Genomic DNA, 16424 nt, shown 5'->3' on the forward strand with positions numbered 1-16424 from the left:
AATAAGCACATCCGGTATTAGGCCACCTTTCGGTGGGTTATCCCAGACATAAAGACAGGTTATCTACGCGTTACTCACCCGTGCGCCACTTTACTCGAGTTCCGAAGAACTCTTTCTCGTTCGACTTGCATGTGTTAAGCACGCCGCCAGCGTTCGTTCTGAGCCAGGATCAAACTCTCCAGTTTAATATCCTGACCAATCACAAATCGATTGGACTTGTTTACTTCTCAAACCAAATGTTACTTTGGCCCGCTCGTTTACTGTTCAGTTGTCAAAGATCAAGATCGCGCCGGTAGCGGCACGCTGTTGCCGGTTGCTGTTCCGGCCGGCAGAAACGCAGCCTGCCTTGTTCCCGACTCGCTGTCAAACGTTTTGTTTGCGCTGCGTGTCGTTTTCCCCGGCCGCCGTGTTGCTCGTGACTCCGGGGTGGCAATTTTTACACTGCCTGAGAGCTGCTGTCAATCATTTTCTTTCAGCTGCCCTCGTTTTTGTTGCCAGCAGATGATCTCTGCTGCAGCAACGAGGCGGGAAACTACATGACTCTGGCCAGACTGTCAACAGCTAATCCTGTGCCAGAGAACTTTTTTCCCGGTGCTCTCGCCACGACAGAGAGCGGCCGGCTCAACCCCAGCCGATTTATCGGAAAATATACCCTTTATTCTTAGGTCATTATACCGAGAGACGAGCTAAGAGAGGATCCAGGGAGCGGAACAGAGCCCCCGCGCCTGCCGGTCAGGCTGCTCAGGGGGGCAGCGGAAGAGACCCGAACCAGCCAAGCCGGAACAAAAGAACGATTCAGGCTCACCGTAAGGCTACCTTGAAAATGTGGATTTCTCGATCAAGGTCCAGGCGCGCGACAAACTGCACCGCAGACCTTCACCTGATATTCCGACGATATAACCTTGAACACAAGGCCGAAACCGGAAGAAAAAGCAATCTTTCAAGCTGGCCTTAAATGATACCCAGGGAATGGAGAAAGACTATGGCAATCCCCAAAGGTGCCAGGTACTTAGTAACAATCATAAAGGCACTGAGGTAACCGATGGGAACGCTCCCGCCGGACGACATCTCATCTTCCACATTGGTTCTCCCCAAGCCCCAGGCAACAAAGAGCACGGACAACATTCCGGCCAGAGGCATACCTATGTTGGAAACCAAAAAGTCGGCCAGGTCAAAGACATTCTTACTAAAAAAGGTCAGCTCCTTGAGGCGTCCAAAGGAGAGGGAGCAGAAGATACCGACAAAGGAAATCAGAAAGGTCAGCAGCAGGGTGGCCTTGACACGATCAATGCCGAGGTCTTCGGTTACATAGGCCACACCGACCTCCAGCATGGATACCGAGGAGGTGAGCGCTGCAACCGCAATCAGGACAAAGAAGAGGATACAGAAGAAGTAGCCACCTGGCATCTGGGCAAAGACATTGGGCAGGGTCACAAAGACCAGCCCCGGACCTGCTCCCGGCTCGAGACCGAAGGAAAACACGGCCGGAAAAATAGCCACACCAGCCAAGATAGCGATGACCGTATCTGCAACAGATACCTGGACCGCAGTTGCCGCCAAGCCCTCCTTCTTATTAAAGTATGACCCATAGGTAATCATGGTGCCCGCCCCCAGGCTCAGGGTAAAAAAGGCATGCCCCAGCGCATCCAACATCCCGGCAGCACTCAGTTTTGAGAAATCGGGTTTAAAGAGAAAGGCAATGCCGTTCTCCGCCCCAGGCAGGGTCACCGAGCGTATGCACAAGAGGACAATGATAGCCAAGAGGAGCGGCATCATCACCGTTGAGAATCGCTCGATCCCCTTTTTCACGCCGGCACAGATCACAGCCGCGGTTATGCCCATAAAGACCAGCTGCCAGATGATGGGCTTGAGCGGGGAGCTGACAAAACTGCCGAACAGACCGCCAACCTCTGCGGGTGTCTTCCCTGCAAAGGAATTGGTCAGCGCCTTGACGATATATTCCAATGACCAACCGGCAACCACGCCGTAAAAGGAGAGGATGGTCGCACTGCAAAACAGGGAGATAAAGCCACCGGTGAGCCAGGGACTGGATTTCCCTGCCAAGCGGACATAAGAACCGATGACATTTTTCTGACCACGACGACCGATGATGAATTCCGAGGTCAGGACCGGAAGGCCGATGATACAGATACAGGCCAGATAGACGACGATAAAGGCTGCTCCGCCGTTAACCCCGGCGATATAGGGAAATTTCCAGATATTTCCCAAACCGATGGCCGAACCTGCGGCAACAGCAATGATGGAAAGTCTGTTGCTGAAAGATATGCGGCCGCTCGGATTCTCTACTGCTGCTGATGGTTGGCTTCCCATGGATGACTCCTTTTCCCTGGTATTGACGCAGGCTTCGAAACCGGGCGTCATAAGCAAGATAAAACCTCTAACTTTACGAAGATCTAAACAGAAAAGCCCCCACTTTTGACAGATTATGATCAACAGAAAAAATCAATAATATCAAAAGGAAGAGCTCAGAGACAGACTACCAGTTTTTTTCAGGAGCAACAAGACGATAAAGCGCAACCAGCCAGAAGCAGATCGTTTCTCCCCACCTCATTCAACTCTCAGACCTAACCTAATCTGCTCTTTTCCCGTTCAAAGGAGGAGCAGGCAGCTGAGCGGTTGCAGCCAACCGCATCAGGCCAGGACGACCGTTCCTGTGTCGGTGAACAGCAACACCGTTTACCCATGGGTCAAGTTGCTGTGCTCAAGTAAAAGTTGGACGAGATACTTCTTCCCCATGATCATGCGAGCTGAACAGCGGAGAAGCGGCCGAAACACTGCATAACTGTAGGCTCGTTCAGCTCAACCCCTGTTAAAAACCCTGTCTCTCAAGTACAATCAGAAAAAGCAGGATCATGCCTTGCTGCGACTCTGCCCAGCTTGCCAATGACCAGCTCAATGTCTAGCATTGAATACTATAGGTATTCCCCTTACTCTTTTTTCGATCCAGCGAGGTTGCCCCATGGACTCTACGGAAACGAACTTAAAATCACTGGCCCTGCGCCTGGGCGCCAAGTTAGTTGGTATAACCAGCAGAGATCGACTTTTTGACGGTCCCCCCTCTGCTGATCCACGCTACCTCCTGCCCACTGCCAACTCGGTTATCTCTTTTGCCCTCTCTCTGGACCGGGATATGGTCCAGGACTTCATCGCCAAGAGGAGCTGGCGGCCCCACTGCGAAAACCGCAAGGCGATCGCCCAGAGACTCTATACCATTGGTGACCGACTTAGCGAAGAGCTCAGAGCAGGGGGACATGATGCCGTCAACGTCGACCTCAACAACAATTACCGCCCGGAAGATGCCGCTGCCGACCTCACAGAGATGACAGAGTTTCATCCTGATTTTTCCCACCGCTATGCTGCCCTCGCTGCCGGGATCGGTCGATTGGGCTGGAGCGGCAACCTGGTCACCAGGGAGTACGGCGCACTGGTGGAGCTGGGCAGCGTTATAACCTCTGCCCGGCTGAGTCCCGACGCACCGATTCCGGATCACGATCATCCCTGCGACAGATGCAAGCTGTGCAGCCTGGTCTGTCCGGTGGAGATGATCCAGGCCAAGGTTTCACACCAGGTGAGCGTTGCCGGCGTGACAGAGACCATATCCCGCAAGCGGCCAAACAGCTGTTGCTGGATCGGTTGCAGCGGCTATCAGGGCTTGGCAAGCTCTTCAACCTGGTCCAACTGGAGCCCTTACCGTCTGCCCCAGCCTCTGCCCGAGAAGCGAGAGGAGCTTGATGCACTCTGCATCCGCTTGCAAAAGGCGGATCCTCAGATGCAGGATGCCAACAACAGCTTCACCAACTACCGGCAGGCGATCTTTACTCCTGACTGGTTCTACTACACAGTCTGCGGCTTTTGCCGCTGCGTCTGTGCCCCCAGCCGGGAGGAGCGACGAGCCAACCACAGGCTGATTATCAATTCGGGCTGTGCCGCCCTGAGCCTGGACGGTTCCCACAAGGTGGCTGATGAAAAAGCTGTCGAAATAGCGACGCCATTCGGCCCGGGCGTGGTCCTCAGCCACGATGAACAGAGGGCTGGCGAGGCAAGGTCTGGAGCATGGCCGGGCCAATTCCCCCTGGATCGGGAGGTAATCGCCCACCTCCGTCAACAGCTCAGGTCAGCGGAGGAAAAGAGTGACCCCACTGAATGACGCAGATAGCAGAAGTTGCAGCTCAAAAGTGCAGCAGGCAAGCAGACCTCATCCACCTGACTGCACCTCTACATCATCCTTAGAAAACCTGGATCGTAATCATGGCTGATAAACCGAGTTACGAAGAACTGGCGCAACGGGTCCAGGAGCTGGAGCTGGACCAACTCAGGCACAGAAGAACCGAGCAGGCGCTCAAGGAGAGCGAAGAAGAGTATCGTACCCTGCTTGAGGGCATACCTGATCTCATCTATTCCTACTCAACCACCAAGGGGGGAACCTACTATGGACCCAAGGTCCAAGCCATTCTCGGCCATTCTCCATCCCACCTGCTCCAAAATCCGCAACTGTGGCGCAACTCCATCCATCCGGAAGACAGTCATCGCGTGGCAACAGCCATAAAAGATTTTCAGTGCGGCAAACCATTTGAAATTGAATATCGAATCAAAGATGCGAAAGGGAATTGGCTCTGGTTCCGTGATCGCTCAATAGGGAGACAAAAAAAGAGCGGCGAAATTGTTATTGAAGGGATCGCAACAGATATCACCAAGCACAAACAGGCGGAGCAGGCCTTGCGGGAGAGCGAAGAGAAATTCCGTTTGTTAACCGAAGGTTCACCGGTTGGGATATTCCTCAACGACGCCCAGGGCAACGCTGTCTTTATTAATAATAAATGTGCAGAACTGATCGGCATCCCTGCAGAGGAGGCCCTTAACCTGGATTGGGTACCGGCCATCCATCCCCAGGACCGTGAACAGGTGACAAGAGAATGGGCCAAGTCCATAAAAAATCGCACAGAATTTCATCAGGAATACCGCTGGGTTCACCCAGAGGGCAAGGTCGTCTGGACCATGGGGGATATCGTTCCGGTCAGAGGGACTGGGGATGAGGTTCTCGTCTACATCGGTACGCTCACAGACATCACCGCTCGTAAGCTGACAGAGCAGGCCCTAAGGCAAAGCGAGAATCGCTTTCGAGAATTGGCCGAGAATATCCAAGAGGTCTTCTGGATTTTCGACTGGTCGGAGCAGAGGGTGGTTTACGTGAGTCCGGCCTACGAAAAGATATGGGGACGCTCGGTTCAATCGCTGCTGGAAAACTATGAGCAATGGACAGAGAGTATTCATCCTGACGATCTTCAATACGCTCTTGAATCTTTTCAGAACATCGTGGAGACCGGCGGCGGACACAGCCGTGAATACCGCATCGTCCGTCCCGACGGAGAGGTGCGTTGGTTATCAGACCGGGGTTTCGTCGTATCTGAGCCAAACGAGGTGGTGAGTCGCATCGTTGGCATTGCCGAAGACATAACAGAGCGAAAGCAGGCCGAGACCTTACTGCAGAAGAGTGAAGAAAAATATCGTTTTCTGGCAGATAATGTTGCCGACGCCCTCTGGATATTAAACACCGACACCTTGACACTGGAATATGTAAGCCCGGCAATAGCTCGAATCCAAGGCTATTCCCCTGAAGAGTTCACGGCAATGCCCTTTGAAGAGAGCTTCACCCCCAACTCCTGGCGACTGGTAACCCACTTGATCTCAGAGGAGGTTAAAAAAGAGGGCTCGGCAACAGGTGCCACGTTCAGGCCAATAACCCTGGAACCAGCGGTATACTGCAGGGATGGAACAACGAAGTGGGTGGAAATCACAGCCAGCGTAATCAGGGGCGGCAGAAACGAGGTGACTGGAATCATAGGGGTAACTCGCGATATTTCCGAAAGAATGGATGCAGAAAAAGAAAGGAAAAAATTGGAAACCCAGCTTCAACAGGCTCAAAAGATGGAAGCCATAGGAACCTTAGCCGGTGGCATAGCGCACGATTTCAACAATATCCTTTCAGCAATATTCGGCTACACGGAACTGGCCCTTGAAGATGCCCAAAAAACAGGGAGGCCGCATAACAATCTTCAGGAAATTTTAAAGGCAGGAAATCGCGCAAAGGAGCTGGTTCAACAGATCCTTACCTTCAGCCGCCAGGCAGATCAGGAGCAAAGGCCGGTTTGCATAAAAGATGTTGTAAAAGAGGCGCTTAAGCTGCTAAGGGCCTCTCTGCCTTCAACCATTGTGATTGAGCAGAGCATCGAGAGCAATGCCCTGGTCAGGGGTGATGCGATCCAGATTCATCAGATCATCATGAATCTCTGCACCAATGCAGCCCACGCCATGGAGGAGAGCGGAGGGGTCCTGTCGGTCAGCCTGTCTGACGGAGGGCGTGACTCAGAGTTCAGCGCTCGCCATCCGAACCTCCAGCCAGGCGCATATATCACCTTAACAGTGAGGGATACGGGCCACGGCATGCCTGCTGCGGTCCTTGAAAAAATCTTTGACCCCTTTTTTACAACCAAGGAAAAGTGGCACGGTACCGGCATGGGCCTTTCCCTTGTCCATGGCATTGTCAATAGTTACAAGGGCATTATCCTCGCCGGGAGTGAACCGGAGAAAGGCTCCTCCTTTAAGGTTATCCTACCTGCAATCAGAGAAGCATCGGGGCTGAAGGTCGAAAGCGAGCAGCCCATCCCCACCGGCAGCGAACGCATCCTGTTCGTTGACGATGAGCCTGCCATTGTGAAGCTGAACAGACAACTCCTTGAACAGTTGGGATACGATGTCGTTGTCAGAACCAGCAGCATCGAGGCATTGGAACTCTTTAAGGCACAACCAGACAGGTTTGACCTTGTCATTACCGATATGACCATGCCTCAAATGACAGGTGAGCATCTGGCCAGAGAGCTTATCCGGATACGGCCGGACCTGCCCATTATCCTCTGCACCGGATTCAGTGCCAATATGGATAACGACAGGGCCCTTGCCCTGGGCATCCGGGCATATATCTTGAAACCAATCTTAAAACGGCACATTGCAGAGACCATTCGAGCGGTGATGGACGGTAGATGACAATCTTGAACCGGAGTATAAGTGTGAGCGATCAAGCCCCCTCTGGTCGACTGTTCCAGGCTTAAGCTGTCGGATATCGGTACCAACCCCATGGTCATCTTTTAAGGCCACCAGGGAAGCGTCTCTCCAGGATAATGGTGTTATCCCTGCAGAAGCTCTCTTCAGCTCACCCCGAATAGCTCCAACTGCTCAGTCAACACTCGGATCAGTCAGGGGCAGTACCGGCGGGGCTAACCAAGGTGCACATTGACCTCCCAGAGCCCCAGTGCCGTCCACCTGAAGACCCTCTCTGGCCGAACAGGGGTCGAGCCGTCGTCGCCAGCACAGCCCCGAGGCACCAATTCGTAATACGATTTGGTTACCACATCCCTGGGGGAGAAAGTGGCGCTGCACAGCAGAATTAGCGTACTGTTCAGATTTTCCAGCTCTTCCCGGACGGAACATCCTTCCAAATCATCCTCCTGAAGAGGAACAATAATTGCATAGAAAACAGGTGGCACTGTTGGGGACGATCCACTGTTTTCCAAGGCAACCGGGAAGGGGAAAGAGATTCCGAGCGCTACTCTCAAACAGAGGCAGAGATCCTGACTCAATCCATGCTCTCGGCTCAAGGTTTTGGGAAGGCCTTATCGCACACCTCAGGCCGCACCTCAGGCGCCAGGAGGGAAGCACAGAGGCACGATTCCTTCCCTATCCATTCTTAGTTGAGAGCAAAGCTGGACAGAGCTGTTGAAGACCAGGCGGAGGGATGCATCTATCCCTCATACTTTAGGGTACCTTGAAAAATTAGATTTTTCGATCAAGGTCAAGGCGCGCGATAAATTTTACCGCAGGCATACATCTGATATTCCGAGGATAAAATTTTGAGTGCAACGCCGAGACTGGAAGAAAAAGCAATTTTTCAAGGTGGCCTTTATCGTACATCGGGGAGAGGAGGTATGACCTCATGACACATTATGATCTTGTTCATTGTTTTTCTTTTCGCAGGCTGTTTGTCCTGCCGGCTGTTGTTGCCGGCTTCAGTTGTCTCCTTGGCGCGACTTCAGTCGATGCCCAATCAGCCAACTCAAACCGTCGATCCTTTGGCATGGGGCACCCCCAACTGATTGACGAGTTACCCCCAGGGCAGTTACGCGACAGACTCAACACCCTTCCCCCAAAGGCACAGGCCCGTGCCCTTCGTCGCCTCCAGGGGTTCAGCTTTCCAGGCAATGATGTGGCCCATCTTCACGCCGACCCCAGGGGCAACATTTTTTATGTCGACCCCCCCATCGGCGTCATACTTCCCGAAAGCGAGCCAACGGAATCGACTCCACTACCCAGCGAGATCACCCAGGGAGATGTTTTCAGCCTGCACAGCAAACCCGGGGCATCGCGGACGGTTTACCTGGACATGGACGGCCATGTCGTCAGCGGTACGGCCTGGAACGGATCGACAGACCCTCTCATCATGCTCCCCTACTCCAAAGACAGTGACCCCTCCACCTTCACCACCACAGAGCTGGAAGACATTGCCGAGGTATGGAAACGTGTCGCCGAAGACCTGGCCCCCTTTGACATCGACGTCACCACCGAGGAGCCGGCGGCCTTCGATGCCAACACCGGCCATATCCTGATTTCCCCGAGACTGGATCAAAATAATAATCCTATTTACGGTGACGGTGCCGGCGGGGTCGCCTATGTAAACGTGTGGGGATTGAGCAACTACCCCTACTACCAGCCGGCTCTGGTCTTTCCGGAAAATCTCGGCCACAGCCCCCACAACATCTCTGAAGCAGCCTCCCATGAACTTGGCCACAACCTCGGTCTGTCCCACGACGGGACCTCAAGCTCGGCCTACTACAGCGGACACGGCAGCGGAGCCACTGACTGGGCACCCATCATGGGGGTTGGCTATTATGCCCAGATCACCCAATGGAGCAAAGGCGAATATAGCGATGCCAACAACCTGCAGGACGACCTGCTCATCATCAGCTCCAAGTTAAGCTACCGAAACGACGATCATGAGGATCTCGATTTTTCCAATGCGACCCCTCTGGTGCGCACCGGCGGGACCCTCATCGAAGTTACCACGCCTGTAACCGATCCCGGCAACCTCAACCCAAACAATAAAGGCTTAATCGAAGACGTTTGGGACGTAGACCTATTCTCCATAGGCGTTGCAGACGGACTGATAGAGCTGACAGTGACCCCGGCATGGCTGGATGCCTTTTCGACCCCTGACGCCAATCGGGGCATGAATATCGATCTCAAGGCAACGCTCTATGACGAATATGGCGGAGTTGTTCTCCAAGATAACCCTGCCGACGAGACCAATGCTGCCATAACGGCGACAGTGGACGCTGGCCGCTATATTCTTGCGATCGAAAACACCGGTTTTGGAACGCCGCCCATTAATGGCTACAGTGATTATGGAAGCCTCGGCCAGTATTTTATCAGCGGTACTGTTCCGGCCGACACCCTCTTCACCGAGCCCCCGACGGCTCCCGACGATGTAGTTGCGCAGCTTGCAGGAGACAACGCCATCAGCCTCAACTGGACCGACCCTGACGCCTCTCCAGAGAGCAACGAATCGGCGTACCGGGTCTTCAGGAAAAGGAACGGGGAACCTGCTCAGCTTGTCGCTACCCTACCGAGCGACAGCTTCAGCTACGACGACAATAATCTCACAAACGGTAGCTACAGCTATCAGCTTGAGGCCCTTAACGGGGCAGGCTCCGCCTTGTCCAACAGCACCAGCCCGGTAATCATAGATCTGCCCGCCATAGCCACGGCAAGCAGCGAGCTCACGACCATGGGCCTTGTCAGCGGCGGTTCTTATCTGGATACCACCGTTGAGGCCGGCATCGAGCGCCTGAGTGAGACGCACCAGGGCGGCAGGCCCTCAAAACGGGTGAGCCGGCTGGAGCATCTCTGGACCATTACCGGGGTGGAGCCGGGAGCAGTGGTGACCCTGGGCTTGATGGCTGAGGCAGCGCCAAACAGTGAAAATGACGATTTCCAGTTTTTCTATTCACTTGATGACGGAGCACCATTCACCCCCTTCGCCATTGCAGAAAACGGCAGCGGCATCCACAACGTATCGACAGTTCTACCTCCTGGAACCAGCGGAACGGTCCTGGTTAAGGTTATCGACACCGACGCCACCCCAGGCAACAGCAGTGCTGATAGTGTTGATATTCATTATCTGAGTATCACCTCTGAAGGTGACCCCGGTGAACAGCCACCAACGGTGACCATTTCTGAACCAACGGAGAGCAGTTCCTACCTGCCCGATACCCCAATCACACTCATTGCAACAGCCAACGACCAAGAGGATGGAGATCTTTCCTCTAGCCTTACATGGAGCTGCGACCCAGACGGTCCCCTGGGAAGCGGCGCCAACACCACCGTATCACCTTCTTCACCGGGTGAACATATCATCACGGCCTCCGCCACTGACTCAGCCGGCCTTACCGGGAGTGACAGCCTGACCATCACCGTCATCGATCCAGACGCGCCCACGACCATGTCTATATCAGGCCTGAACGGCAATGCTGCAGCAATCAGAAACAAATGGAACGCGACAGTCTCCATTACTGTTGTCGACAACGGGGGCGGGCAGGTGAATGACGCTACGGTCACCGGGACCTGGAGTGGAGGGGCTACCGGTAGCGGCTCCTGTCTAACTGAAAGCGGCCTTTGCGAGATACGGAAGAATAACCTGAAAAGCAATGTAGGATCGGTCACTTTCAGCATCACCGACCTGACTCACGACACCTTAAACGACGACAGCAGCGGAGAGCGACAGCTCACCATCAGCAAACCCTAGGCGTTAACGGTGCAATCGAGGAGTTAACCGACATGAGCTGCTAAGCCTTATCCCATGCACCATACCCTCCATGGTGCATGGGATAATTATCCACCCTTACAACAGGCTCTCTGTTCAACCATCTACCACCTATCCCACCACTCCTGCGCCGAACAGCGCCCAACAAGGCCCCCTCACTATCCACATTCCCCCCCCAAAAAAAAGGCACATACCCTCTCTTTATATTCCTTTGCCGTGTCAGATCCGCCCCTCTGCCATCATGCCCACGCAGGCAGAGATCAAGCTTAAGGATGCTGCATCCTTCCTCCCGGACCGGATTCCCGCCTGCGCTGACGTGACAGCCAAAAAGTGAATAAAGGGAGGGGAGCCACCCGCTGCCCATACCTTGGGAGATTTGGATAGAGCCACTCCTTTGCCGTCAGACCTGTGCCTCTGCCGTCATGCCCGCGCAGGCGGGCATCCAGCTTGCTCCCACTCTACTCCTCATCTTCAACATCATGCCCACGCAGGCAGAGATCAAGCTTAAGAATGCTGCATCCTTCCTCCCGGACCGGATTCCCACCTGCGAGGAAATGACAGCCAAAAAGTGAATAAAGGGAGGGGAGCCCCCCGCTGCTCATACCTTGGAATTTGGGCGGGGTATCATACCTGACCAGGTTGTTATTTATGTTCCTAACACCACGGTGAGACTCTCTGCACCTTCATCAAGCGCCTTCCCCGTGTCCTCAGGATTCCCAGCCATTGAAGATAATCTGAGAACATCTTCATTCCAGAAGAGTTGACCAGGAAATACGCTGTCACGGTACCTGCCCCACCTTCCCTTCCTCTAATCGCACAGGGACACCTCGCTGCGCCTGAGCCAATATTGATATCGTACTCTCCTTGTACCAACAGGCATTGTGTTGTATTTTTTTTAATGATACTCCTCTGACAGGCTGATCACCTCACCCTCTCCTCTATCCGGTTCTTACTCCTGAGCAGGTGTTATCCTGTCAGAAGCGGCCAAGTATCGTCAAAATTTCCTTGCGCAGGGTTGCGGCCAGCGAAGCTCTCCGAAAGCGAGTTCACCCCTTGCTTCAGCAGCCACATAAAGAGACCGAAAGAGAGCGCATCCATGAAATGCAGTTGGACCTTGAACAGACAAAACAAGAGCCAAAAAAAAGATGAGAAGAGATTGCCCCCACAAACAGGTGTCAGCTGACCGACTCCTTTAATCCACCCTTTCCCTGAGGCAGAGAGATGTCGCCACCTTCCTATGTAAAGAAATTTGACTCAGGCGAACTTCAATCCTGCGCTGAAAAAGCGAGAAAGATCCTCCGGTGTTGCACCCTGTGTCCACGCCGCTGCAGGGTTGATCGTCTGCAAAAAAAACTCGGTATCTGCCGGACCGGGGCCCTGGCAAGGGTCTACAGTTACTCCCCTCATTTTGGCGAAGAGAGCCCCCTTGTCGGCAGCAACGGGTCCGGAACGATCTTCTTCAGTTCCTGCAATCTTGGCTGCGTCTTCTGTCAAAACTATGAAATCAGTCATCTTGGCGAGGGTGTCGAGGCAGGCCCCGGGCAGTTGGCGGCCATCATGCTCAAGCTCCAGGAACAGGGCTGTCATAACATCAATTTCGTTACCCCCAGCCATGTGGTCCCTCAAATCCTGGACGCCCTTGTTGAGGCTGTTCCCCTGGGACTCAATCTCCCCCTGGTCTACAACAGCAGCGGCTACGACTCGGTGGAGACCCTCCGCCTGCTCGATGGAATCATCGATATCTATATGCCTGATTTTAAGTTCTGGAAAAAAGAGTCGGCCAGGAAATTCACCAATGCAGCCGATTACCCGGAGGCTGCTCAAAAAACCGTTGCTGAAATGTTCCGTCAGGTGGGGGATCTCCGAATCGATGACCAGGGTATTGCCACCGGCGGCCTTCTTGTCCGCCATCTGGTCATGCCGGACTGTCTCGATGAGACAAAGGCAATACTCACCTTTCTTGCAAAGCTTTCCAAGAGAACATATACAAATATCATGGATCAGTACCGCCCCTGCGGCAAGGCCTTCGAGTTTCCACAGCTGGGGAGGATGATAAGCAAAGAAGAACATGACACCGCCCTTAGCTATGCCAGGGATGTCGGCCTGACCAGGCTGGACAGAAAGGATTGGAGCAGATTCCTGGGAAGACACTGAGATCGTTTCTGTTGCTCAGCAATAACAGCGAGAGGGCTCCGGGGATCGCCTCAATACTCTAAGGGGTGTCGGGCCAAGCTCACCTCTATATTCAAGAGAATACTCGACAGAAAACATCACCCCACCTATTGACATTACAAGCAATTGGCTATTGACAGATGGAAATTCCACTAGCTGCATCCTACCTGAAAAATCCTAAAAAAAAAGCCAACCACTATATAAGTGATTGGCTTTTAAACTACTATGTGGTCGGGGCGGTAGGATTCGAACCTACGGCCTCCTGCTCCCAAGGCAGGCGCGCTAACCAGGCTGCGCTACGCCCCGACGAAAAAACGTTTGTTTTTTGAGAGCCCCGGTTATCTACTCCATCTTCACCAGGAACGCAAGCCTTTTCCTGCCAGGCACAGTCCAAAATGCGATTAACAGGGCTGAGGCAGGATCCTGCAGAAAGAGCTGCCTCTCCGGGGGCCATCCTCCTGCTCAATTTCCTTGTCAAGGCCGCTGCTATTGGCTACATCTGTTCCAACTCAGCCTATCATCAGGATCTTACCCCTCTCAACCACAGTGGATGTCAGCCCATGAGCCAACTCCGAAAGATCAAGAAAAAGATACAGCATAAAGACGAGGAACGGATCTCTCAGATCATCACCGAGTTTTCCGCAGACTACCTGGCCACCGCCGAGGACACCCAGTCCAGGCAATCCTACCTGAACTGTGCCTGCACGGCCTGGAACCTGGCCTTGTTTCCTGACGAGGAGATCGAGCAGAAACTCAAGCTTTTGGTGGAGGAGTACTGCTTCAACAATCCCGGCCTCAGCGACGGGGAAGAGTACCGCCACAACCTCCGCCAGCTGATCGCCCGCAAGAAAAAGCACTACAACCATATCAAGCTCTCGGTGGTCGATGCCTCGATCCTGGAACAGGGAAAAGATATCTGGATCCAAGTCGTCTCCCGACCTTTCAGCGCTACCCCCTGATAACCCCAGCGCCTGTTTTTTCGGACTTACCTGGACTGAGCCGTTCAACAGGCCTTCTCGGAAAGATCACAGGAGGGCATGAGCAGGCGAGTCAAAAAAACCTGCTATACTCGAATTTACCAAAAGGGTTCAGCAGATCCCCTCCCCTGCCAACAAGGTTGAGACCTAAAGCTGCCTGTTCAAAGACGCAAGAATCTCTTGAACAGGTTACCCGGGAACAGATTGAAGCCCAGCTTCAGGCTAAAAAACCATGGGTATTTTTTTCCGCCTCTTCAGACAAATCTATGGGTAAAATCCGGAACAGGCAGATTGCCAAGTGAATGATACAGCGCTGCTTCTCGCAATTTATCACTCCCCCCGGGAGGCAGATCGAACTTCCCGGCACAGCGACAGGTCCTGGTTTTCTTGAAACCCAAGCCGTCTCTCTGATGTGAAAAGAGATATAAAATCAAGCCACTGTCCACATAGACAGATAATCCCTGCTGGGTATTACAGGCAATAAGAATTCATTATGAATGTGTCACCCACTCTTTTGCCGCCATGCCCGCGCTCTTACCGTCATGCCCGCGCAGGCGGGCATGACGGTCTTTACAGTAAGGCCCCATATATATCATCACATTGATCATCACATTGGTGGTTTACTTCTTCCCTGTCCCACACCGTCAGCTTCCACGCCATTTTTGACCCGTTTTCTCTTGCTCTTGAGCTCAAGCCTTCTGCTTCATTCTTTTCATCTTCCCAAACAAACCTGGCTGGTCGCCGGTCACACCGGTCCAGAGTGGACATAACCCCTTGCTCGCCGGAATGATATAGCTCAGAGGGCGCTTCATGTGCGCCTCCAATACAGGGTTCCGGCCTGCACGAGAATGATTGCCATGGCAAATGAACGCCCGGGAGGGGAAGCCCCACGCAACTAATGGCCACCTTGAAAAAAATGTATTTCTTCCAATCTCGGCGTTGCGCTCAAAAATTGATCCCCGGAGTATCAAATATATGCCTACGATTAAATTTATCGTGCGCCTTGACCTTGATCGAAAAATCTCATTTTTCAAGATAGCCTGAAGCCAAGAAAAACCTGACCCCAAGGCTCCCCCGAATTCTCCCCTAGCCCTTCTCACCTTTAGACAATCCATTAATATTAAAAGATTATTTGTGTTTCATTGATGACAGAAGTATTATCCAGTAAGTTACACTTACAACAGACAGGTACAATACAGCAAAACTAACAAACAGGCGCCGAGCTGTAGCAAACTACAGACAACAGGCTTTGAATTACAGTAGAGCAGCCTGGAACATTTCGTGCCGCAGCCCAAATAGTATGGTCAAGGCAAGGGCTTCAGCTCAATCACAGCCTTGCCCACTCGCTGGATATACAAATCCTTCGTAAAATGGAATCATCTTGACCCGGCTTAAAAAAGAGGCATTACACCTCTCCTGAGTTTTCAATGAACGAAACTGGTACTGCCGGACTCTTGAATACGCATTCCGATGTCGAACGATCCGAGGCCAAGGAACAGGTCCCGGTACCTTTTGAATACATTGTCCTGGGCAGCCTGTTCAGGACCCACAAGAGAAAAGGAGGAAAAAGGATGAAGAAAAAATATTATCTTGCGGCTGCGGTGATCGGCGCGTCCATGATGCTCACAGGAATGGCCATTCCCGTCCAGGCAGCCCAGAGCGAAGGTGACAGTACCCTGCAGCTTAGCGGTAGCTTCAACCATTCACAGGGCGCTGATGTGGGTACAGTGAACCTCGATTTGGGATACGGCTATTTTGTCAGCGCCAATTGGGAACTCGGTATCATGCAGTCATTGGGATACAGCATTATTGATGACGCTGACGATCAATGGGTCGCCTCGACCATTCCCTATGTGAACTATCATTTCCGTGGATTGACAGACAACGATACCTTTCAGCCATTTATCGGAGCGTTCGTCGGCGCTAGTTACAATGAAAACGACACAACAGGAACCTTGGGACCGCAGGTCGGTTTCAAATCGTTCGTCAACGATAGCACCTACATCATGGTAAAATATCGGTATGAATGGTTTTTTGACGAGCTGTCCATTAACGAGATCGAAGATACCAGCAGCGATGGCAACCATGTAGTCACCCTTGGCGTGGGGTTTGTGTTTTAATGACCCCATACTCTGTTTGAAGCAAGAGAAAGTCAACGGCGGGAAGCAATTATTGCTTCCCGCTGTTTTGATTGACCCATAATAACGGCCAAACTCCAGCCAGAGCAGCCAGGAGCTCAGCTATAGACACTCAACTATACCCCCCAGCTGCCTGCGTTTTAGGAGATTGGGATAGACCCATTCTTTTGCCGTCATGCCCGCGCTTCTACCGTCGTGCCCAAGCAGGCGGGCATCCAGGTTAAGGGTGCTGCACCCTTCCTCCAA

At 52.9% G+C, this 16424-nt stretch carries 7 protein-coding genes, 1 tRNA gene and 1 rRNA gene; 6 read left to right on the forward strand and 3 right to left on the reverse strand.

Annotation, left to right across the window (positions count from 1 at the left end; translation table 11 throughout):
• Nucleotides 1-185, reverse strand: a 16S ribosomal RNA gene (locus G494_RS0104645); the annotation flags it as partial.
• A gap of 766 nt (nt 186-951) precedes the next feature.
• The gene (locus G494_RS0104650; RefSeq protein WP_035245502.1) at nt 952-2331 is read right to left on the reverse strand and encodes a sodium-dependent transporter; all 1380 of its coding nucleotides are present in this window, start codon (nt 2329-2331) and stop codon (nt 952-954) included.
• Between the two features lie 649 nt (nt 2332-2980).
• Here G494_RS0104650 and G494_RS0104655 point away from each other — a divergent pair.
• The 4 genes from G494_RS0104655 to G494_RS0104675 all read left to right on the forward strand — a co-directional run bounded on the left by G494_RS0104655 (nt 2981) and on the right by G494_RS0104675 (nt 13045).
• Nucleotides 2981-4168 carry an epoxyqueuosine reductase gene (locus G494_RS0104655; RefSeq protein WP_028583604.1) on the forward strand — a complete coding sequence of 396 codons (1188 nt, stop codon included), beginning with the start codon at nt 2981-2983 and terminating at the stop codon, nt 4166-4168.
• Between the two features lie 101 nt (nt 4169-4269).
• Nucleotides 4270-7062, forward strand: a complete 2793-nt coding sequence (locus G494_RS25120) for a PAS domain-containing hybrid sensor histidine kinase/response regulator (protein WP_051305385.1) — start codon at nt 4270-4272, stop codon at nt 7060-7062.
• Between the two features lie 946 nt (nt 7063-8008).
• Nucleotides 8009-10873 carry a zinc-dependent metalloprotease family protein gene (locus G494_RS25125; protein ID WP_051305386.1) on the forward strand — a complete coding sequence of 955 codons (2865 nt, stop codon included), beginning with the start codon at nt 8009-8011 and terminating at the stop codon, nt 10871-10873.
• Nucleotides 10874-12112: 1239 nt separating this feature from the next.
• Complete coding sequence (locus G494_RS0104675; protein ID WP_028583605.1) at nt 12113-13045, forward strand: radical SAM protein; 933 nt, start codon at nt 12113-12115, stop codon at nt 13043-13045.
• Between the two features lie 246 nt (nt 13046-13291).
• Here the strand turns inward: G494_RS0104675 and G494_RS0104680 are convergent.
• Nucleotides 13292-13369: transfer RNA gene (locus tag G494_RS0104680), tRNA-Pro, on the reverse strand.
• A gap of 254 nt (nt 13370-13623) precedes the next feature.
• On the opposite strand from G494_RS0104680, the gene G494_RS0104685 reads away from it, so the two are divergent.
• Nucleotides 13624-14022, forward strand: coding sequence for a hypothetical protein (locus G494_RS0104685; protein WP_153305761.1), 399 nt, complete (start codon nt 13624-13626; stop codon nt 14020-14022).
• A 1445-nt stretch (nt 14023-15467) separates the two neighbouring features.
• Complete coding sequence (locus tag G494_RS0104695) at nt 15468-16160, forward strand: outer membrane beta-barrel protein (RefSeq protein WP_028583607.1); 693 nt, start codon at nt 15468-15470, stop codon at nt 16158-16160.
• Nucleotides 16161-16424: the final 264 nt, after the last annotated feature.

Origin of the sequence: Desulfogranum mediterraneum DSM 13871, from assembly GCF_000429965.1 — a bacterium.
In the GTDB taxonomy this organism is placed as follows: domain Bacteria; phylum Desulfobacterota; class Desulfobulbia; order Desulfobulbales; family Desulfobulbaceae; genus Desulfogranum; species Desulfogranum mediterraneum.

What these genes read in the sequence shown, in the direction of transcription:
- G494_RS25120 (WP_051305385.1), top strand. Translation starts at nt 4,270, where the DNA reads ATGGCTGATAAACCGAGTTACGAAGAACTGGCGCAACGGGTCCAGGAG.
- G494_RS0104695 (WP_028583607.1), top strand. Translation starts at nt 15,468, where the DNA reads ATGAACGAAACTGGTACTGCCGGACTCTTGAATACGCATTCCGATGTC.
- G494_RS25125 (WP_051305386.1), top strand. Translation starts at nt 8,009, where the DNA reads ATGACACATTATGATCTTGTTCATTGTTTTTCTTTTCGCAGGCTGTTT.
- G494_RS0104675 (WP_028583605.1), top strand. Translation starts at nt 12,113, where the DNA reads ATGTCGCCACCTTCCTATGTAAAGAAATTTGACTCAGGCGAACTTCAA.
- G494_RS0104655 (WP_028583604.1), top strand. Translation starts at nt 2,981, where the DNA reads ATGGACTCTACGGAAACGAACTTAAAATCACTGGCCCTGCGCCTGGGC.
- G494_RS0104650 (WP_035245502.1), bottom strand. Translation starts at nt 2,331, where the DNA reads ATGGGAAGCCAACCATCAGCAGCAGTAGAGAATCCGAGCGGCCGCATA.
- G494_RS0104685 (WP_153305761.1), top strand. Translation starts at nt 13,624, where the DNA reads ATGAGCCAACTCCGAAAGATCAAGAAAAAGATACAGCATAAAGACGAG.